Annotated in this window: 17 protein-coding genes; 14 read left to right on the top strand and 3 right to left on the bottom strand. The window is 47.8% G+C overall.

Translation table 11 applies throughout. The features are described 5' to 3' along the window. From lpfB-O113 to E0D98_RS05750, 14 genes are all read left to right on the top strand, one after another. A partial coding sequence (gene lpfB-O113 / locus E0D98_RS05815; RefSeq protein WP_100210129.1) for a long polar fimbrial chaperone LpfB-O113 occupies positions 1–568 on the top strand: 568 nt, incomplete at its 5' end. 24 nt (positions 569–592) lie between these two features. Continuing rightward, positions 593–3,115: a long polar fimbrial usher protein LpfC-O113 gene (lpfC-O113, locus tag E0D98_RS05810; RefSeq protein WP_000989214.1), complete on the top strand. Its 2,523-nt coding sequence runs from the start codon at positions 593–595 to the stop codon at positions 3,113–3,115. Positions 3,116–3,125: 10 nt separating this feature from the next. Beyond that, complete coding sequence (gene lpfD-O113, locus E0D98_RS05805) at positions 3,126–4,199, top strand: long polar fimbrial minor subunit LpfD-O113 (RefSeq protein ID WP_001046032.1); 1,074 nt, start codon at positions 3,126–3,128, stop codon at positions 4,197–4,199. A gap of 247 nt (positions 4,200–4,446) precedes the next feature. Beyond that, complete coding sequence (pstS, locus tag E0D98_RS05800; RefSeq protein ID WP_000867146.1) at positions 4,447–5,487, top strand: phosphate ABC transporter substrate-binding protein PstS; 1,041 nt, start codon at positions 4,447–4,449, stop codon at positions 5,485–5,487. Between the two features lie 86 nt (positions 5,488–5,573). Continuing rightward, positions 5,574–6,533: a phosphate ABC transporter permease PstC gene (pstC, locus tag E0D98_RS05795; RefSeq protein WP_000741620.1), complete on the top strand. Its 960-nt coding sequence runs from the start codon at positions 5,574–5,576 to the stop codon at positions 6,531–6,533. Then, positions 6,533–7,423 carry a phosphate ABC transporter permease PstA gene (gene pstA, locus E0D98_RS05790; protein ID WP_001251991.1) on the top strand — a complete coding sequence of 297 codons (891 nt, stop codon included), beginning with the start codon at positions 6,533–6,535 and terminating at the stop codon, positions 7,421–7,423. The genes pstC and pstA overlap by 1 nt, the downstream gene beginning before the upstream one ends. 90 nt (positions 7,424–7,513) lie before the next feature. Beyond that, complete coding sequence (gene pstB / locus E0D98_RS05785; RefSeq protein ID WP_000063125.1) at positions 7,514–8,287, top strand: phosphate ABC transporter ATP-binding protein PstB; 774 nt, start codon at positions 7,514–7,516, stop codon at positions 8,285–8,287. A gap of 14 nt (positions 8,288–8,301) precedes the next feature. Then, on the top strand, positions 8,302–9,027 hold the full coding sequence (gene phoU, locus E0D98_RS05780) for a phosphate signaling complex protein PhoU (RefSeq protein ID WP_000377786.1): 726 nt from the start codon (positions 8,302–8,304) through the stop codon (positions 9,025–9,027). Positions 9,028–9,312: 285 nt separating this feature from the next. After that, the gene (gene bglG, locus E0D98_RS05775; protein ID WP_001295251.1) at positions 9,313–10,149 is read left to right on the top strand and encodes a transcriptional antiterminator BglG; all 837 of its coding nucleotides are present in this window, start codon (positions 9,313–9,315) and stop codon (positions 10,147–10,149) included. 133 nt (positions 10,150–10,282) lie between these two features. Beyond that, entirely contained in the window at positions 10,283–12,160 is a 1,878-nt protein-coding gene (bglF, locus tag E0D98_RS05770; protein ID WP_000137312.1) for a PTS beta-glucoside transporter subunit IIABC, read from the top strand. 18 nt (positions 12,161–12,178) lie between these two features. Further along, positions 12,179–13,573, top strand: coding sequence for a 6-phospho-beta-glucosidase BglB (gene bglB, locus E0D98_RS05765; protein WP_000643236.1), 1,395 nt, complete (start codon positions 12,179–12,181; stop codon positions 13,571–13,573). A gap of 85 nt (positions 13,574–13,658) precedes the next feature. Next, a complete protein-coding gene (bglH, locus tag E0D98_RS05760; protein WP_000489849.1) occupies positions 13,659–15,275 on the top strand; it encodes a carbohydrate-specific porin BglH in 1,617 nt (538 codons plus the stop codon). 26 nt (positions 15,276–15,301) lie between these two features. Beyond that, positions 15,302–16,471 carry an esterase family protein gene (locus tag E0D98_RS05755; protein ID WP_001378466.1) on the top strand — a complete coding sequence of 390 codons (1,170 nt, stop codon included), beginning with the start codon at positions 15,302–15,304 and terminating at the stop codon, positions 16,469–16,471. 14 nt (positions 16,472–16,485) lie between these two features. Further along, positions 16,486–17,208 carry a glucosamine-6-phosphate deaminase gene (locus E0D98_RS05750; protein ID WP_000766900.1) on the top strand — a complete coding sequence of 241 codons (723 nt, stop codon included), beginning with the start codon at positions 16,486–16,488 and terminating at the stop codon, positions 17,206–17,208. Between the two features lie 61 nt (positions 17,209–17,269). Here the strand turns inward: E0D98_RS05750 and cbrC are convergent, their stop codons facing one another. The 3 genes from cbrC to yieH form a co-directional block, all read right to left on the bottom strand. Further along, complete coding sequence (gene cbrC, locus E0D98_RS05745; RefSeq protein WP_000193070.1) at positions 17,270–17,857, bottom strand: PF03691 family colicin E2 tolerance protein CbrC; 588 nt, start codon at positions 17,855–17,857, stop codon at positions 17,270–17,272. Positions 17,858–17,905: 48 nt separating this feature from the next. Further along, positions 17,906–18,379: a protein CbrB gene (locus E0D98_RS05740; protein WP_000116772.1), complete on the bottom strand. Its 474-nt coding sequence runs from the start codon at positions 18,377–18,379 to the stop codon at positions 17,906–17,908. Positions 18,380–18,445: 66 nt separating this feature from the next. Further along, positions 18,446–19,111 (bottom strand): 6-phosphogluconate phosphatase, encoded by a 666-nt coding sequence (gene yieH, locus E0D98_RS05735; protein WP_000078043.1) that lies wholly within the window; start codon positions 19,109–19,111, stop codon positions 18,446–18,448. Between the last annotated feature and the right edge of the window lie 55 nt (positions 19,112–19,166).

The following is a 19,166-nucleotide window of genomic DNA, read 5'->3' as shown; positions in this document are numbered from 1 at the left end:
ATCTATTTCTGTATTTAGCAAAGAAGAAAAAATACCTTATCTCATCCAGGCTTGGGTAGATCCATTTAATAAAGAGGATAAAAGCAAAGCGCCGTTTACCGTTATTCCGCCAGTATCACGATTAGAACCTTCGCAAGAAAAAATATTACGCATTATTCACACCAAAGGTGTGTCATTGCCTGATGATCGCGAGTCAGTCTTCTGGCTGAATATTAAAAATATTCCGCCATCAGCGAGCAACAAAGCGACGAACTCGCTGGAAATAGCAGTAAAAACGCGTATCAAGCTGTTCTGGCGACCAGCAAATATCCGCCTTATTCCCGAAGATGCTGCGCCGAAAGTGAAATGGCGCCGGGAAGGGCGAAATCTGATAGCAGAGAATCCCAACCCAATTCATATCAGTGTGATGGATGTCATCGTTGATGGCCATGATGTGCCCCTCAATATGATCCGTCCTTTTGAAACGCTCACGTTACCTTTACCTGCTAATTCTGCGGGAGGCCAAATGACCTGGCGATTTATTAATGATTACGGCGCAGTCAGTGACCCGATAAAAATGACGCTGTAAGCAAGGGATAAGGATAGGCGTATTATGATGACGACCAGAATAGTGGTTGGCCTCACGGCAGGGACGTGTCTGATTTTCTCGCAAAACCTGATGGCCGAGGTCAGTGTATTCAATCCGGCGCTTCTGGAAATCGACCATCAATCCGGAGTCGATATTCGCCAGTTTAATCGGGCAAACCTGATGCCCCCAGGTGTTTATAGCGTTGATATTTTTATCAACGGTAAAATGTTTGAACGTCAGGATGTGACATTTGTTCAGGATAATCCAGATGCTGATCTGCACGCTTGCTTTATTGCCATTAAAAAAACACTGTCCTCCTTTGGCATAAAAGTTGATGCGCTCAAATCGTTCAATGATGTGGATGAGACGGTTTGCCTCGATCCTGCTCCACGTATTGAAGGCTCATCCTGGCAGTTTGACAGTGATAAATTGCAGCTGAATATATCCATTCCCCAAATCTACATGGACGCGATGGCTTATGATTACATCAGCCCCACGCGTTGGGATGAGGGGATTAACGCGCTCACCATCAACTACGATTTTTCTGGTTCACATACACTACGTTCAGATTATGGTTCACAAGAGACAGATACCAGTTATCTCAATCTGCGCAATGGACTGAATATTGGACCGTGGCGGCTACGTAATTACAGTACTTTAAACACCAGCGATGGCCGTGCGGAATACAACTCCATTAGTACCTGGATACAGCGCGATATTGCCGCGTTAAGAAGCCAGATTATGATTGGTGATACGTGGACGGCGAGCGATATTTTCGACAGTACGCAAATTCGCGGCGCGCGTTTGTATACTGATAACGATATGCTACCCGCCAGCCAGAATGGCTTTGCTCCTGTGGTTCGTGGGATTGCAAAGTCCAACGCCACCGTCATCATTCGGCAGAATGGCTACGTGATTTATCAGTCAGCCGTTCCACAAGGTGCTTTTGAGATCACCGATCTCAACACCGCCAGTACAGGTGGCGATTTGGACGTAACCATCAAAGAAGAAGACGGTAGCGAACAACGATTCACCCAACCTTATGCTTCATTGGCGATTCTTAAACGTGAAGGTCAGACAGATGTTGATGTCAGCGTGGGTGAATTGCGCGATGAAGACGGATTTACACCGGACGTCCTTCAGGCGCAAATACTTCATGGTTTTTCCCACGGGATCACTTTATATGGAGGTATGCAGGCTGCTGAAAATTATGGTTCTGCAGCTCTGGGTGTCGGTAAAGATCTTGGCGCTTTGGGCGCAATTTCTTTCGATGTGACACATGCTCGTGCGAATTTTAGCCATGATGATACAGAAACGGGTCAGTCATATCGCTTTCTCTATTCAAAACGATTTGACGACACAGACACTAGCTTGCGCCTGGTTGGCTATCGTTACTCCACCGAGGGCTACTATACCCTCAATGAGTGGGCATCGCGGCGCAACAGCCCTGAAGACTTTTGGGAAACAGGTAACCGACGTAGTCGCGTGGAGGGAACGCTAACGCAGTCGTTGGGGAGAGATTATGGCAATTTATACCTGACATTAAGCCGGCAACAATACTGGCATACCGATGATGTCGAACGATTAATGCAATTTGGCTACAGCAGTAGCTGGAAGCGTCTCTCGTGGAACGTCTCCTGGAGTTATTCCAATACTGCCAGACAGGGGACGGGGAACAACCATGCCAGTGATAACACCAGTGAGCAGATCTACATGCTCTCTTTATCTGTTCCTTTATCGGGCTGGTGGGGTAATAGTTACGCCACCTATTCTGTTTCGCAAAACGATAATTCCGGTAGCTCACATCAACTCGGACTCAGCGGTACGGCGCTGGAAAGAAATAACCTTTCATGGAATTTAATGCAGTCCTATAACAGTCATGATGATGAGGTTGGCGGTAATATGTCCCTGACCTATGATGGCTCTTATGGCACGGTGAACGGCAGCTATAACTACAGCCAAAATTCCCAGAGGCTGAATTATGGTATCAGAGGGGGAATTCTGGCACACAGCGAAGGGGTAACGTTAAGTCAGGAGTTAGGTGAAACTATTGCTCTTGTTAAAGCACCTGGGGCCGCCGGGTTAGAAATAGATAATATGCGCGGTGCTGCGACGGACTGGCGCGGCTATACGGTCAAGACACAGCTAAACCCTTATGATGAAAATCGGGTAGCAATCAGCGATAACTATTTCTCGAAGTCGAATATAGAACTTGATAATACCGTCGTTACGATGGTTCCCACGCGTGGTGCAGTGGTTAAAGCGGAGTTTGTGACTCATGTGGGTTATCGCGTTCTCTTCAGAGTGTTAAATGCAAATGGTAAACCGGTACCTTTTGGAGCCATTGCTGCGATACAAGATGCAAGTTTGGCAGATTCAGGAATTGTCGGTGACCGTGGCGAACTTTATCTTTCTGGTCTACCAGAAAAAGGACAGGTTACGTTATCCTGGGGAGAAAACGCCTCAACAAAATGCATCTTCAATTATTCACTTTCGACACCAGAAAGTGAGAGCGGATTAATTGAACTGGGTGTGACATGTCATTAAAAGGATTTTTATGAACAAGTATATCAAACAGTGGTGCTTTGCTGTGTTTATGCTCTCGTTAAGTAGTGTAGCACTTGCAGCTCCTAAAGGTATCTGTACCCCTGATAATGGCGTATTTCACAGTACGCTTGATTTCTCGGGATATCTTATTACCGCGAACGAAAATAAGGTTGGAACGACATTTAACACCACTGTAACTAATGGATCCTCATATCCTGGACGCTGTCATTGTGATACTGGTAACGTAGGAGAATTCCCCTATATCTATTATACGTCAAAAATAAACCAGGCATTAACTTATGCTGGGGTTCACTCTAATATTAATTATTATGATCTTAATCCGAACCTTGATGTTGGGATTGCTATAGATATTCTTGGGGTTGGGTATGTGAATGCACCTTTTGAATATCATGCTAACAACCCGTCTGGTAATACAAAGTACAATTGCAACCGCATTGAACCTTTAAGTATATCTAGTGGGGCTAAAGCGATAGTATATTTTTATATCAAGAAGACATTTGCAGGAAAATTGATTATTCCTGAAACAAAGATAGTGACATTGTATGGAACAATTAGCCGTGACACCCCGGTGGATTACTCACAGCCGATGGCTGATGTTTATATTCGGGGCGATATTACAGCTCCGCAAAGTTGCGAAATAAATAATTTACAGCCAGTTTATTTTGATTTTAAAGAAATACCAGCTGCAGATTTTTCATCTGTTGTTGGAAGTGCGGTAACAACACATAAAATTACTAAAACGGTCACTATTGAGTGTGAAAACCTGGGGATACTGAATACCGATGATATCAGTACGTCTTTTTATGCTACCGAACCCAATACGGACAATTCAATGGTCGTAACTTCAAACTCTAACGTGGGGATAAAAATTTACGACAAAAATAATAAGGAAATCAAAGTGAACGGTGGTGAGTTGCCAACAGACATGGGTAAATCAACAGTGTATGGTGAAAAATCAGGTAGTGTAACTTTTTCAGCTGCTCCTGCGAGCCTTACTGGAGCTCGCCCATCCCCGGGGCAATTTACTGCAACAGCGACGATAACTGTTGAGATTGTGCGCTAATAGGTCTGACAACGATTGTTCATCACATCGTTGTCATCTCACCCATTTCTTTATCACTTTTAAATGCATCATGACAAAAAGATGACATGTGGGATTTTCATCTTCACATTTAAAATCAGTAAGTTATTTGGTAATTCCTTTCTGTCATAAAAATGTCATATTCCTTACATATAACTGTCACCTGTTTGTCCTATTTTGCTTCTCGTAGCCAACAAACAATGCTTTATGAATCCTCCCAGGAGACATTATGAAAGTTATGCGTACCACCGTCGCAACTGTTGTCGCCGCGACCTTATCGATGAGCGCTTTCTCTGTGTTTGCAGAAGCAAGCCTGACAGGTGCAGGTGCAACCTTCCCTGCGCCGGTGTATGCCAAATGGGCTGACACTTACCAGAAAGAAACCGGTAATAAAGTTAACTACCAGGGTATCGGTTCTTCCGGTGGCGTAAAACAGATTATCGCTAATACCGTTGATTTTGGTGCCTCTGACGCGCCGCTGTCTGACGAAAAACTGGCTCAGGAAGGTCTGTTCCAGTTCCCGACCGTGATTGGCGGCGTGGTGCTGGCGGTTAACATTCCAGGGCTGAAGTCTGGCGAACTGGTGCTGGATGGTAAAACCCTCGGCGACATCTACCTGGGCAAAATCAAGAAGTGGGATGATGAAGCCATCGCCAAACTGAATCCGGGTCTGAAACTGCCTTCACAAAACATTGCTGTAGTACGCCGCGCAGATGGCTCCGGGACTTCCTTCGTCTTCACCAGCTACCTGGCGAAAGTGAACGAAGAGTGGAAAAACAACGTTGGTACTGGCTCTACCGTAAAATGGCCGATCGGTCTGGGCGGTAAAGGTAACGACGGTATCGCCGCGTTCGTTCAGCGTCTGCCGGGTGCAATTGGTTATGTTGAATATGCTTACGCGAAGCAGAACAACCTGGCGTACACCAAACTGATCTCCGCTGATGGTAAACCGGTTAGTCCGACCGAAGAAAACTTCGCTAATGCAGCAAAAGGTGCAGACTGGAGCAAAACCTTCGCTCAGGATCTGACCAACCAGAAAGGCGAAGATGCATGGCCTATTACCTCTACCACGTTCATTCTGATCCACAAAGATCAGAAGAAACCAGAACAAGGCACAGAAGTGCTGAAATTCTTCGACTGGGCGTACAAAACCGGGGCTAAACAGGCGAACGACCTGGATTACGCCAGCCTGCCGGATAGTGTAGTTGAACAGGTTCGCGCTGCGTGGAAGACCAATATTAAAGACAGTAGCGGTAAGCCGCTGTACTAATAAAACTCCAGGCCGGGTACGGTGTTTTACGCCGCATCCGGCATTACAAAATGACTTTGTAAACGCGTTTAACTGAAGAGTAACTTATGGCTGCAACCAAGCCTGCTTTTAACCCACCGGGTAAAAAGGGCGACATAATTTTCAGCGTGCTGGTAAAACTGGCGGCGCTGATTGTGCTATTGATGTTGGGTGGCATTATTGTCTCTCTGATCATCTCCTCCTGGCCGAGCATTCAGAAATTTGGTCTGGCTTTCCTATGGACCAAAGAGTGGGATGCACCGAACGATATCTACGGGGCGTTGGTGCCGATCTACGGTACGTTGGTGACTTCGTTTATCGCGCTGCTGATCGCCGTCCCGGTGAGTTTCGGTATCGCCCTGTTCCTGACTGAGCTTGCGCCTGGCTGGCTGAAACGCCCGCTGGGTATCGCCATTGAGCTGCTGGCAGCCATTCCAAGTATCGTTTACGGCATGTGGGGCCTGTTTATCTTTGCGCCGCTGTTCGCCGTTTACTTTCAGGAGCCGGTCGGCAATATCATGTCGAATATCCCGATTGTTGGCGCGCTGTTCTCTGGCCCCGCATTTGGTATCGGTATCCTCGCGGCAGGCGTGATCCTCGCCATCATGATTATTCCGTACATTGCGGCGGTAATGCGTGATGTGTTCGAACAAACCCCGGTGATGATGAAAGAGTCGGCCTACGGTATTGGCTGCACCACCTGGGAAGTTATCTGGCGTATCGTTCTTCCGTTCACCAAAAATGGTGTTATCGGCGGCATCATGCTGGGGCTGGGCCGCGCGCTCGGTGAAACCATGGCGGTGACCTTTATCATCGGTAACACCTACCAGCTCGACAGCGCCTCGCTGTATATGCCGGGCAACAGTATCACCTCTGCGCTGGCGAACGAATTTGCGGAAGCGGAATCCGGTCTGCACGTTGCCGCACTGATGGAACTGGGCCTGATCCTGTTTGTGATTACCTTCATCGTCCTCGCCGCATCGAAGTTTATGATTATGCGCCTGGCTAAGAATGAGGGGGCACGCTAATGGCTATGGTTGAAATGCAAACCACTGCGGCGCTGGCTGAATCTCGCCGCAAAATGCAGGCGCGTCGCCGCCTCAAAAACCGTATTGCGCTGACGCTCTCGATGGCGACGATGGCCTTCGGCCTGTTCTGGCTGATCTGGATTTTAATGTCCACCATCACTCGCGGTATCGACGGTATGTCGCTGGCGCTGTTCACTGAAATGACGCCGCCGCCCAATACGGAAGGTGGTGGTCTGGCTAACGCCCTGGCGGGTAGCGGGCTGTTAATTTTGTGGGCCACGGTATTCGGTACGCCGCTGGGCATTATGGCGGGGATTTATCTGGCGGAATATGGTCGTAAATCCTGGCTGGCAGAAGTGATTCGCTTCATTAACGACATTCTGCTCTCCGCGCCGTCGATTGTGGTTGGTCTGTTTGTCTACACCATCGTGGTGGCACAGATGGAGCACTTCTCCGGCTGGGCGGGCGTAATTGCGCTGGCGCTGTTGCAGGTGCCGATCGTTATCCGCACCACCGAGAACATGCTGAAACTGGTGCCGGACAGCCTGCGTGAAGCGGCTTATGCGCTGGGTACACCGAAGTGGAAGATGATCTCCGCGATTACGCTGAAAGCGTCGGTGTCCGGGATTATGACCGGTATCCTGCTGGCGATTGCCCGTATTGCCGGTGAAACCGCGCCGCTGCTGTTTACCGCGCTCTCCAACCAGTTCTGGAGCACGGACATGATGCAGCCGATCGCCAACCTGCCGGTGACGATCTTTAAGTTTGCGATGAGCCCGTTTGCGGAATGGCAACAACTGGCCTGGGCCGGGGTATTGATCATTACCCTGTGCGTCCTGCTGCTGAACATTCTGGCGCGCGTTGTTTTTGCGAAGAATAAACACGGTTAACACTTTGCCGGATGCGGCGTGAACGCCTTACCCGGCCTACGGTAAGCCTGATTAGCGAAAAGCATCAGGTACGATGAGGAAAAGATTGCAATGAGTATGGTTGAAACTGCCCCGAGTAAAATTCAGGTTCGTAATTTGAACTTCTACTACGGCAAATTCCATGCCCTGAAAAACATCAACCTGGATATCGCTAAAAACCAGGTAACGGCGTTTATCGGGCCGTCCGGCTGCGGTAAATCGACGCTGCTGCGTACCTTCAACAAAATGTTTGAACTGTACCCGGAGCAGCGTGCGGAAGGTGAAATTCTGCTTGATGGCGACAACATCCTGACCAACTCTCAGGATATCGCCCTGCTGCGTGCGAAAGTGGGCATGGTGTTCCAGAAACCGACGCCGTTTCCGATGTCCATCTACGACAACATCGCTTTTGGCGTTCGTCTGTTTGAGAAGCTCTCCCGTGCCGACATGGACGAGCGCGTGCAGTGGGCATTGACCAAAGCCGCATTGTGGAACGAAACCAAAGATAAATTGCACCAGAGCGGTTACTCTCTCTCTGGTGGTCAGCAACAGCGTCTGTGTATTGCGCGTGGTATCGCCATTCGCCCGGAAGTGCTGCTGCTCGACGAACCGTGTTCGGCGCTCGACCCTATCTCTACCGGGCGTATTGAAGAGCTGATCACCGAACTGAAGCAGGATTACACCGTGGTGATCGTCACCCACAACATGCAGCAGGCTGCGCGTTGTTCCGACCACACGGCGTTTATGTACCTGGGCGAATTGATTGAGTTCAGCAACACGGACGATCTGTTCACCAAGCCAGCGAAGAAACAAACAGAAGACTACATCACCGGTCGTTACGGTTGATTCAGGAGTGCGTTATGGACAGTCTCAATCTTAATAAACATATTTCCGGCCAGTTCAACGCCGAACTGGAAAGTATCCGCACGCAGGTGATGACCATGGGCGGCATGGTGGAGCAGCAGCTTTCTGATGCAATCACCGCGATGCATAACCAGGACAGCGATCTGGCGAAGCGCGTGATCGAAGGCGACAAGAACGTCAACATGATGGAAGTGGCGATCGATGAAGCCTGCGTGCGCATTATCGCCAAACGTCAGCCGACGGCGAGCGACCTGCGACTGGTTATGGTGATCAGTAAAACCATTGCCGAGCTGGAGCGTATTGGCGACGTGGCGGACAAAATCTGCCGTACTGCGCTGGAGAAATTCTCCCAGCAGCATCAGCCGTTGCTGGTAAGTCTGGAGTCGCTGGGCCGTCATACCATCCAGATGCTGCACGACGTGCTGGACGCGTTCGCGCGGATGGACATTGACGAAGCGGTACGTATTTATCGTGAAGATAAAAAAGTCGATCAGGAATACGAAGGTATTGTTCGTCAACTGATGACCTACATGATGGAAGATTCGCGTACCATTCCGAGCGTACTTACTGCGCTGTTCTGCGCGCGTTCTATCGAACGTATTGGCGACCGCTGCCAGAATATTTGTGAGTTTATCTTCTACTACGTGAAGGGGCAGGATTTCCGTCATGTAGGCGGTGATGAGCTGGATAAACTGCTGGCGGGAAAAGATAGCGACAAATAATTCACCAGACAAATCCCAATAACTTAATTATTGGGATTTGTTATATATAACTTTATAAATTCCTAAAATTACACAAAGTTAATAACTGCGAGCATGGTCATATTTTTATCAATAGCGCATTGCTATTTTCTCTGCACGCAATTAAATTAATTTCCGAACCTGGATGTTCGTTATAAAAACCATTAATAAATGACTGGATTGTTACTGCATTCGCAGGCAAAACCTGACATAACCAGAGAATACTGGTGAAGTCGGGTTTTTTTGTTTATAAAAAAGGTCCTTGCTATGAACATGCAAATCACCAAAATTCTCAACAATAATGTTGTGGTGGTTATTGATGATCAACAGCGGGAAAAAGTCGTCATGGGGCGAGGAATTGGCTTTCAAAAACGCGCTGGCGAAAGAATTAACTCAAGTGGAATAGAAAAAGAGTATGCCTTGAGCAGTCATGAACTGAACGGGCGATTAAGCGAACTCTTAAGTCATATTCCTCTTGAGGTGATGGCAACCTGTGATCGTATTATCTCTTTAGCGCAGGAGCGCTTGGGAAAATTACAGGACAGTATTTATATCTCGCTAACTGACCATTGCCAGTTTGCGATTAAACGCTTTCAGCAAAACGTGTTGCTGCCCAACCCGTTGCTGTGGGATATCCAGCGGCTTTACCCGAAAGAGTTCCAGCTAGGGGAAGAAGCGTTAACCATTATTGATAAACGGTTGGGCGTGCAGTTACCGAAAGATGAAGTGGGCTTTATTGCCATGCATCTGGTCAGTGCCCAAATGAGCGGAAATATGGAGGATGTTGCAGGTGTCACGCAGTTAATGCGCGAAATGCTGCAATTAATAAAATTTCAGTTCAGCCTTAATTACCAGGAAGAAAGCTTGAGTTATCAGCGACTGGTTACACATCTGAAGTTTTTATCCTGGCGTATTCTTGAACATGCTTCAATTAACGATAGTGATGAATCATTACAACAAGCAGTAAAACAAAATTACCCGCAAGCATGGCAATGTGCGGAACGGATCGCCATTTTTATTGGTTTGCAGTATCAACGTAAAATTTCACCCGCAGAGATTATGTTTTTAGCCATAAATATAGAGCGCGTGCGCAAAGAACACTGAAATATTATTACTGAGTAAAGGATTGTTACCGCACTAAGCGGGCAAAACCTGAAAAAAATTGCTTGATTCACGTCAGGCCGTTTTTTTCAGGTTTTTTTTTGGAGTTTTGCCGCAAAGCGGTAGAGGGCAAGTTATGACGGAGTTAGCCAGAAAAATAGTCGCAGGAGTCGGGGGCGCAGATAACATTGTGAGTCTGATGCATTGCGCAACGCGATTACGTTTTAAGTTAAAGGATGAAAGCAAAGCGCAAGCTGAGGTACTGAAAAAGACCCCCGGTATTATTATGGTGGTGGAAAGCGGTGGTCAGTTTCAGGTGGTCATAGGTAACCATGTGGCCGATGTCTTCCTGGCGGTCAACAGCGTGGCAGGCCTTGGCGAAAAAGCGCAACAGGCACCGGAAAATGATGAGAAAGGTAATCTGCTAAACCGCTTTGTTTATGTTATTTCAGGTATTTTTACGCCTCTGATCGGTTTGATGGCGGCAACCGGGATCCTGAAAGGTATGCTGGCTCTGGCGCTCACTTTTCAGTGGACGACCGAACAAAGTGGTACTTATTTAATTTTATTCAGCGCCAGTGATGCCTTGTTTTGGTTCTTCCCGATAATCCTGGGATACACCGCGGGGAAACGCTTCGGCGGTAATCCATTTACTGCCATGGTGATTGGTGGAGCGTTAGTGCATCCATTAATTCTGACTGCTTTCGAGAACGGGCAAAAAGCGGATGAGCTGGGGCTGGATTTCCTGGGTATTCCGGTCACATTGTTGAATTACTCGTCATCGGTTATTCCCATTATTTTTTCTGCCTGGTTGTGCAGCATTCTGGAACGCCGACTTAATGCGTGGTTACCGTCGGCAATCAAAAATTTCTTCACACCATTGCTATGTCTGATGGTTATCACACCCGTCACCTTTCTGCTGGTGGGGCCGCTATCAACCTGGATAAGCGAACTGATTGCCGCCGGTTATCTCTGGCTTTATCAGGCGGTTCCTGCATTTGCAGGCGCGGTAATGGGCGGCTTCTGGCAAATCTTCGTCATGTTCGGACTGCACTGGGGCCTGGTGCCGCTATGTATCAATAACTTCACCGTGCTGGGCTACGACACCATGATCCCGCTGTTAATGCCCGCCATTATGGCGCAGGTCGGGGCGGCGCTCGGCGTCTTCCTCTGCGAACGCGATGCGCAGAAAAAAGTGGTGGCGGGATCAGCGGCGTTGACGGGCCTGTTTGGTATCACCGAACCAGCGGTATATGGCGTTAATCTGCCGCGTAAGTACCCCTTTGTTATCGCCTGTATCAGTGGGGCTTTGGGGGCCACCATCATTGGCTACGCGCAAACGAAAGTCTACTCCTTTGGTTTGCCAAGTATTTTCACCTTCATGCAAACCATCCCGTCAACGGGAATTGATTTCACCGTCTGGGCCAGCGTTATTGGCGGTGTCATTGCCATCGGTTGCGCATTTGTCGGTACGGTGATGCTTCATTTCATCACCGCTAAACGTCAGCCAGCGCAGGGTGCCCCGCAAGAGAAAACACCAGAGGTTATTACACCACCTGAGCAGGGCGGTATCTGTTCACCGATGACGGGAGAGATTGTGCCGCTCATTCACGTCGCTGATACCACGTTTGCCAGTGGCCTGTTGGGTAAAGGTATCGCCATTCTGCCCTCGGTTGGTGAAGTGCGTTCTCCGGTTGCGGGTCGAATTGCTTCGTTGTTCGCCACATTACACGCCATTGGCATTGAGTCAGATGATGGTGTGGAGCTCCTGATTCATGTCGGTATCGACACCGTAAAACTGGACGGCAAATTCTTTTCCGCTCACGTCAACGTGGGTGACAAGGTCAATACAGGCGATCGGCTGATTTCTTTTGATATCCCTGCTATTCGCGAGGCCGGATTTGATCTGACGACGCCGGTATTAATCAGTAATAGCGATGATTTTACGGACGTATTACCCCACGGCACGGCGCAGATAAGCGCAGGTGAACCGCTGTTATCCATCATTCGCTAACGATAAAAGGAGTTAATTATGAAAGCATTTCCAGAAACATTTCTTTGGGGTGGCGCAACAGCTGCCAATCAGGTGGAAGGTGCCTGGCAGGAAGATGGCAAAGGGATCTCGACCTCAGATTTACAGCCTCATGGCGTAATGGGAAAAATGGAACCGCGCATCCTGGGGAAAGAGAATATCAAAGATGTCGCCATCGATTTTTATCACCGTTACCCGGAAGATATCGCGTTATTTGCCGAGATGGGCTTCACCTGTCTGCGTATTTCCATTGCCTGGGCGCGAATTTTCCCTCAGGGCGACGAAGTCGAACCGAATGAAGCGGGGTTAGCGTTTTACGATCGGCTGTTTGATGAAATGGCGCAGGCGGGGATCAAGCCGCTGGTAACGTTATCCCATTACGAAATGCCATATGGGCTGGTGAAAAACTACGGCGGTTGGGCTAATCGAGCGGTCATCGATCACTTCGAGCATTACGCCCGCACGGTCTTTACTCGCTACCAACATAAAGTGGCGTTATGGCTGACGTTTAATGAAATCAACATGTCGTTACACGAGCCATTCACGGGCGTGGGGCTGGCAGAAGAGAGTGGCGAGGCGGAAGTTTATCAGGCTATCCACCATCAACTGGTTGCCAGTGCGCGGGCAGTTAAAGCCTGTCATAGCCTGCTCCCCGAAGCGAAAATCGGCAATATGCTTCTCGGTGGGCTGGTTTACCCCCTCACCTGCCAGCCACAGGATATGTTGCAGGCCATGGAAGAGAACCGGCGCTGGATGTTCTTTGGTGATGTTCAGGCGCGTGGCCAGTATCCCGGCTATATGCAGCGTTTCTTCCGCGACCACAATATCACCATTGAGATGACTGAAAGTGACGCAGAAGATTTAAAACATACCGTCGATTTCATCTCTTTTAGTTATTACATGACTGGTTGTGTTTCCCACGACGAAAGCATTAATAAAAATGCGCAGGGCAACATACTGAATATGATCCCCAATCCGCATCTGAAAAGTTCAGAGTGGGGGTGGCAAATTGATTCGGTTGGATTACGGGTTCTGTTAAATACGCTTTGGGATCGTTATCAAAAACCGTTATTTATTGTCGAGAACGGATTAGGCGCAAAAGACAGCGTTGAAGCGGATGGTTCGATACAGGACGATTATCGAATTGCCTATTTAAACGATCACCTGGTACAGGTAAATGAAGCGATTGCCGATGGTGTGGATATTATGGGGTACACCAGTTGGGGGCCAATTGATTTAGTCAGTGCATCTCATTCACAAATGTCTAAGCGCTACGGCTTTATTTATGTGGATCGTGATGATAATGGCGAAGGAAGCCTCACAAGAACGCGTAAGAAAAGCTTCGGATGGTATGCAGAAGTGATCAAAACGCGGGGGCTGTCATTAAAAAAATAACCAATAAAGCACCTTAATTATCGTCGCATTCAGAACAGTCTGGATGCGATACGTTAATTCTTTCTTTGCACCATAAAGGGATATTATGTTTAGACGAAATCTTATTACCTCTGCCATCTTATTAATGGCACCGTTAGCCTTTTCTGCACAATCATTGGCTGAATCATTAACGGTGGAACATCGCCTTGAGTTATTAGAAAAAGCGTTAAGAGAAACGCAAAGCGAACTCAAAAAGTATAAAGATGAAGAGAAGAAAAAATATACGCCAGCGACGGTGAATCGTAGCGTAAGTACGAATGATCAAGGGTATGCCGCCAATCCGTTCCCGACCAGTAGTGCCGCAAAACCTGATGCTGTACTGGTCAAAAATGAAGAGAAAAATGCCAGTGAGACAGGCTCGATTTATTCTTCCATGACTCTGAAAGATTTCAGTAAGTTTGTGAAAGATGAAATTGGCTTTAGTTACAACGGCTATTACCGTTCTGGTTGGGGGACCGCCTCTCATGGTTCACCTAAATCATGGGCGATTGGTTCTCTGGGCCGCTTTGGTAACGAATACTCCGGCTGGTTTGATTTGCAGTTAAAACAACGTGTCTACAACGAAAACGGCAAACGGGTTGATGCCGTTGTGATGATGGATGGTAACGTTGGTCAGCAGTACTCTACCGGCTGGTTTGGCGATAACGCCGGTGGCGAGAACTTTATGCAGTTCTCCGATATGTACGTTACCACCAAAGGTTTCCTGCCCTTTGCGCCAGAGGCTGATTTCTGGGTGGGTAAACACGGTGCGCCGAAAATTGAAATCCAGATGCTGGACTGGAAAACGCAGCGTACTGATGCCGCAGCGGGTGTAGGTCTGGAAAACTGGAAAGTCGGTCCGGGTAAAATTGATATCGCGCTGGTTCGCGAAGATGTCGATGATTACGATCGCAGCCTGCAAAACAAACAGCAGATTAATACCAATACTATTGATTTACGCTATAAAGATATCCCGTTATGGGATAAAGCGACCTTAATGGTGAGTGGTCGTTATGTCACGGCAAACGAAAGCGCATCGGAAAAAGATAATCAGGATAATAACGGCTATTATGACTGGAAAGATACCTGGATGTTTGGCACATCTTTAACGCAGAAATTTGATAAAGGTGGCTTCAACGAATTCTCCTTCCTGGTTGCGAATAACTCTATCGCCAGTAACTTTGGCCGTTATGCTGGCGCAAGTCCATTTACCACCTTTAATGGTCGTTATTATGGTGATCACACCGGCGGAACAGCAGTTCGTCTGACTTCGCAGGGCGAAGCCTATATCGGCGATCATTTTATTGTAGCTAACGCGATTGTTTACTCCTTCGGTAACGATATTTATAGCTACGAAACAGGCGCACACTCTGATTTCGAATCTATTCGTGCGGTTGTTCGCCCGGCCTATATTTGGGACCAATATAACCAGACAGGTGTTGAACTGGGCTATTTCACCCAGCAAAACAAAGATGCGAATAGTAATAAATTTAATGAGTCTGGTTATAAAACCACGCTCTTCCATACCTTTAAAGTCAATACCAGTATGTTGACCTCGCGTCCGGAAATTCGTTTCTACGCCACGTATATCAAAGCCCTGGAAAACGAACTGGATGGCTTCACCTTCGAAGACAATAAAGACGACCAGTTTGCTGTCGGTGCCCAGGCTGAAATCTGGTGGTAATGGAACTTAATGAAAGGAATATTACGATGAATATAAAAATTGCTGCTTTAACGCTGGCTATTGCCAGCGGTATTTCTGCTCAGTGGGCCATAGCAGCGGATATGCCAGCCAGCCCGGCACCCACTATCCCGGTGAAACAGTATGTGACTCAGGTCAATGCCGATAACAGCGTGACCTTTCGCTACTTTGCCCCTAGGGCAAAAAATGTCTCTGTAGTGGTGGGTGGTCCGGTTCCGGACAATATTCACCCGATGACCAAAGACGAAGCAGGAGTCTGGTCGTGGCGCACACCTATCCTGAAAGGCAACCTGTACGAGTATTTTTTCAATGTTGATGGTGTACGCAGCATTGATACAGGCACCGCAATGACTAAGCCTCAGCGCCAGGTTAACTCCAGTATGATTCTGGTGCCAGGCAGTTATCTGGATACGCGTTCTGTTGCGCATGGTGATTTGATCGCCATAACTTACCACTCCAACGCATTGCAATCTGAACGTCAGATGTATGTCTGGACCCCGCCAGGATACACCGGCATGGGCGAGCCTTTGCCAGTGCTCTATTTCTATCACGGTTTTGGTGATACCGGACGTTCCGCTATCGATCAGGGGCGTATCCCGCAAATCATGGATAACCTGCTGGCTGAAGGGAAAATTAAACCGATGCTGGTGGTGATCCCGGATACCGAAACCGATGCGAAGGGCATTATTCCCGAAGATTTCGTGCCTCAGGAAAGACGTAAAGTCTTTTATCCGCTGAATGCTAAAGCGGCAGATCGCGAACTAATGAACGATATTATCCCGCTGATTAGCAAGCGTTTTAATGTCCGTAAAGATGCCGATGGTCGCGCGCTGGCAGGGCTTTCACAAGGCGGGTACCAGGCGCTGGTTTCCGGAATGAATCATCTGGAAAGCTTTGGCTGGCTGGCCACATTCAGTGGTGTTACCACGACAACCGTACCGGATGAAGGTGTCGCGGCCCGGCTGAACGATCCGGCAGCTATTAACCAGCAACTACGTAATTTTACTGTGGTCGTTGGTGATAAAGATGTCGTAACCGGCAAGGATATCGCCGGGCTGAAAACTGAGCTTGAGCAGAAAAAAATTAAGTTTGATTACCAGGAATATCCCGGCCTGAACCATGAAATGGATGTCTGGCGGCCTGCCTATGCAGCCTTCGTACAGAAATTATTTAAATAAAATAAGGCACTAAGATGAAATTAATCATTACCGAAGATTACCAGGAAATGAGCCGTGTCGCGGCACACCATCTGCTTGGTTATATGTCGAAGACGCGTCGTGTTAACCTGGCAATTACCGCCGGTAGCACGCCCAAAGGCATGTATGAATACCTCACCACCCTGGTTAAAGGTAAGCCCTGGTACGATAACTGCTATTTCTATAATTTCGATGAAATTCCCTTTCGCGGCAAAGAGGGAGAAGGTGTAACGATTACCAATCTGCGTAATCTGTTTTTCACCCCTGCGGGGATCAAAGAAGAGAATATCCAGAAGCTCACTATTGATAACTACCGCGAGCATGATCAGAAACTGGCGCGTGAAGGCGGCCTGGATTTGGTGGTGCTGGGATTAGGTGCAGATGGTCATTTTTGTGGCAATTTGCCGAATACGACCCATTTCCATGAGCAAACCGTGGAGTTCCCGATCCAGGGAGAGATGGTTGATATTGTGGCGCATGGTGAGTTGGGCGGCGACTTTTCGTTAGTGCCTGACAGCTACGTGACGATGGGGCCGAAAAGCATCATGGCGGCGAAAAACTTGCTGATAATTGTCAGTGGCGCAGGTAAAGCGCAGGCACTGAAAAATGTGCTGCAAGGTCCGGTTACCGAAGATGTTCCAGCTTCCGTGTTGCAGCTGCATCCTTCGCTGATGGTAATCGCTGATAAAGCCGCTGCCGCAGAATTAGCGCTCGGTTAAGCTGAAGAAATAAGGCCGGATGTATGAATTACGCTCCGGCCTGTTCTCATTATTTAAATAACTACGAAAAATCACCCCACAGTCTCAGCTTGCCGCAGTGGAGACAGCGGAAGAGATAACCCTGACAATCACCACCCTTTTGCAGGCATTTAGCTAGATCAGAATTTCTAATACCGAAATTCTCACAATCTTCTTCAAGGTTGGCAAATTCATCGAGGCGATCTTTTATATCATTCCAGCCCACATAGCCGATAAAAGCACAGAAATCGCCACAATGCGCAAGCCAGAATTCCTGTTGCCATCCATGATAACCTGGCGTGCGTTCAACCAACTCTTTCAGCATTTCATCAGGATATGTGTTCTTAATACCGGCAAATTCGTCCTCTTCATCATACTCAAATTCAACACCTTCTATGCTGGCATCATCCTGAAAACTACCTGCAAACTTTTCAGCAGCAGAACCGTCCGCAATACACCACGGACAGAGATGTTCAACTTCATCAACGCAATAAAAGGGACCCGAGTAATAAACTGACGTCTGTTGTTCACAGCAATCGCACTCTACGGTTTTATCCTGTTCAAATGCGCCTGTTTCCAGTGGCTTGGGATGATATTTGAATTGGGGTAACGGCCTGATATTTTGAGTCATAGTAACATCCTGTCTGCTTTTGAGTAGCCCAAAGATAAAGTATCCCGCTTAACTTAAAGAGTCTGTTTCAGGACATGAAATATCCAATCCGGGCAGACGGGTAATGATTCTGCTCATCACCACACCTGCCAGCAATGCAGGAATGATGCGGACAACGAGACTGTCACCAGAAAGAATGTTTTCAAACAACTCCGAGGAAGCCATGCCCTTAATATGTACAATAACTGCACAATAGATCTCGGTGATAACGACGCCACCTATGCCACCAGCCAGACAACGATAATTTTTCTGTGACCCGATCTTTTCCGGCAGACAGGCGACCATCACGCCGGTTAACAATGCAGGAATAGCTCCCGTAGTAATCGACAATAAGAGAAACAATGGAAGTACCTGTATTATTACCAAAAGAACCAGCGGTTCTTTTGCGAAGAATATGTAGAGGACAAGAAACAGAACACCAATTAACGGTCCTAAAACCGCAAAATAAAGTCCGTGATGTATTACCCGACGTGAAACAGACATATCAAACACCCTTTACTTACCTTTGAGCGCCAATTTAAGCGGGGTAAGTGAAGGGAGTGTGAAGAACTATGCCGTAATATCCCAACCACGCGCTTTCCACAGTTCCGGTAACTGCGAAAGATGGGTAAAGGTGGTGACTTTCGGGTGAACGATCGGCTTATTGTGCGGGTCGGCGCAGAAGTAGAACACTTCCATACCTGCGTCGATACCAGATTGCGCACCGGCAACTGAGTCATCAACCAGAATGCAGTTTTCTACATTTACATTCATCGCTTTTGCCGCATGGAACATTAACGCCGGGTCTGGCTTCCAGCGCTGAATATCGTAGCCGCTGAACAGTTTATCCGGGAAGTAGTGCAACATATTCAGCTTGCCCATAGAATGCTGCATTTTGTTATTTGGGCCGTTAGATACCACACACATTGGCGCAGTGATCGCTGACAGGAGCGCTCCAGCCCCTTCGATGGCTTCCAGTTCTGAATCGAACAGCCGAGCGACTTCTGCACGGTAAACGTGTTCAGCTTCTGTTTTCGCTAACGTAACACCATGTTCAAGGGAAACAATATCGATAATTTCGTACAGTTTTACACCTTTGAAACGTTTGAATACCTCTTCAGGATCGAGCGTAATACCAAATTCCTGAAACATCGTTACATATGCGCGGGAGCAAATGACTTCACTGTCGACCAGCGTACCGTCGCAGTCGAAAAATACCGCTTCTATCTGGGACATGTCTTTCCTTTATCGTTAGTTTAACGTTTTCGTCATGCCAATTCGCATGACGCAA

It is taken from the genome of Escherichia sp. KCJ4928, assembly GCF_004352695.1.
Taxonomy (GTDB): Bacteria; Pseudomonadota; Gammaproteobacteria; order Enterobacterales; family Enterobacteriaceae; genus ECMA0423.
The sequence above is the reverse complement of the archived record's forward strand: the minus strand, read 5'-3'. Positions and strand labels throughout refer to the sequence as shown.

What these genes read in the sequence shown, in the direction of transcription:
- lpfC-O113 (WP_000989214.1), top strand. Translation starts at nt 593, where the DNA reads ATGATGACGACCAGAATAGTGGTTGGCCTCACGGCAGGGACGTGTCTG.
- bglH (WP_000489849.1), top strand. Translation starts at nt 13,659, where the DNA reads ATGTTTAGACGAAATCTTATTACCTCTGCCATCTTATTAATGGCACCG.
- bglF (WP_000137312.1), top strand. Translation starts at nt 10,283, where the DNA reads ATGACGGAGTTAGCCAGAAAAATAGTCGCAGGAGTCGGGGGCGCAGAT.
- yieH (WP_000078043.1), bottom strand. Translation starts at nt 19,111, where the DNA reads ATGTCCCAGATAGAAGCGGTATTTTTCGACTGCGACGGTACGCTGGTC.
- E0D98_RS05740 (WP_000116772.1), bottom strand. Translation starts at nt 18,379, where the DNA reads ATGTCTGTTTCACGTCGGGTAATACATCACGGACTTTATTTTGCGGTT.
- bglB (WP_000643236.1), top strand. Translation starts at nt 12,179, where the DNA reads ATGAAAGCATTTCCAGAAACATTTCTTTGGGGTGGCGCAACAGCTGCC.
- phoU (WP_000377786.1), top strand. Translation starts at nt 8,302, where the DNA reads ATGGACAGTCTCAATCTTAATAAACATATTTCCGGCCAGTTCAACGCC.
- bglG (WP_001295251.1), top strand. Translation starts at nt 9,313, where the DNA reads ATGAACATGCAAATCACCAAAATTCTCAACAATAATGTTGTGGTGGTT.
- pstC (WP_000741620.1), top strand. Translation starts at nt 5,574, where the DNA reads ATGGCTGCAACCAAGCCTGCTTTTAACCCACCGGGTAAAAAGGGCGAC.
- pstS (WP_000867146.1), top strand. Translation starts at nt 4,447, where the DNA reads ATGAAAGTTATGCGTACCACCGTCGCAACTGTTGTCGCCGCGACCTTA.
- E0D98_RS05750 (WP_000766900.1), top strand. Translation starts at nt 16,486, where the DNA reads ATGAAATTAATCATTACCGAAGATTACCAGGAAATGAGCCGTGTCGCG.
- E0D98_RS05755 (WP_001378466.1), top strand. Translation starts at nt 15,302, where the DNA reads ATGAATATAAAAATTGCTGCTTTAACGCTGGCTATTGCCAGCGGTATT.
- pstA (WP_001251991.1), top strand. Translation starts at nt 6,533, where the DNA reads ATGGCTATGGTTGAAATGCAAACCACTGCGGCGCTGGCTGAATCTCGC.
- lpfD-O113 (WP_001046032.1), top strand. Translation starts at nt 3,126, where the DNA reads ATGAACAAGTATATCAAACAGTGGTGCTTTGCTGTGTTTATGCTCTCG.
- pstB (WP_000063125.1), top strand. Translation starts at nt 7,514, where the DNA reads ATGAGTATGGTTGAAACTGCCCCGAGTAAAATTCAGGTTCGTAATTTG.
- cbrC (WP_000193070.1), bottom strand. Translation starts at nt 17,857, where the DNA reads ATGACTCAAAATATCAGGCCGTTACCCCAATTCAAATATCATCCCAAG.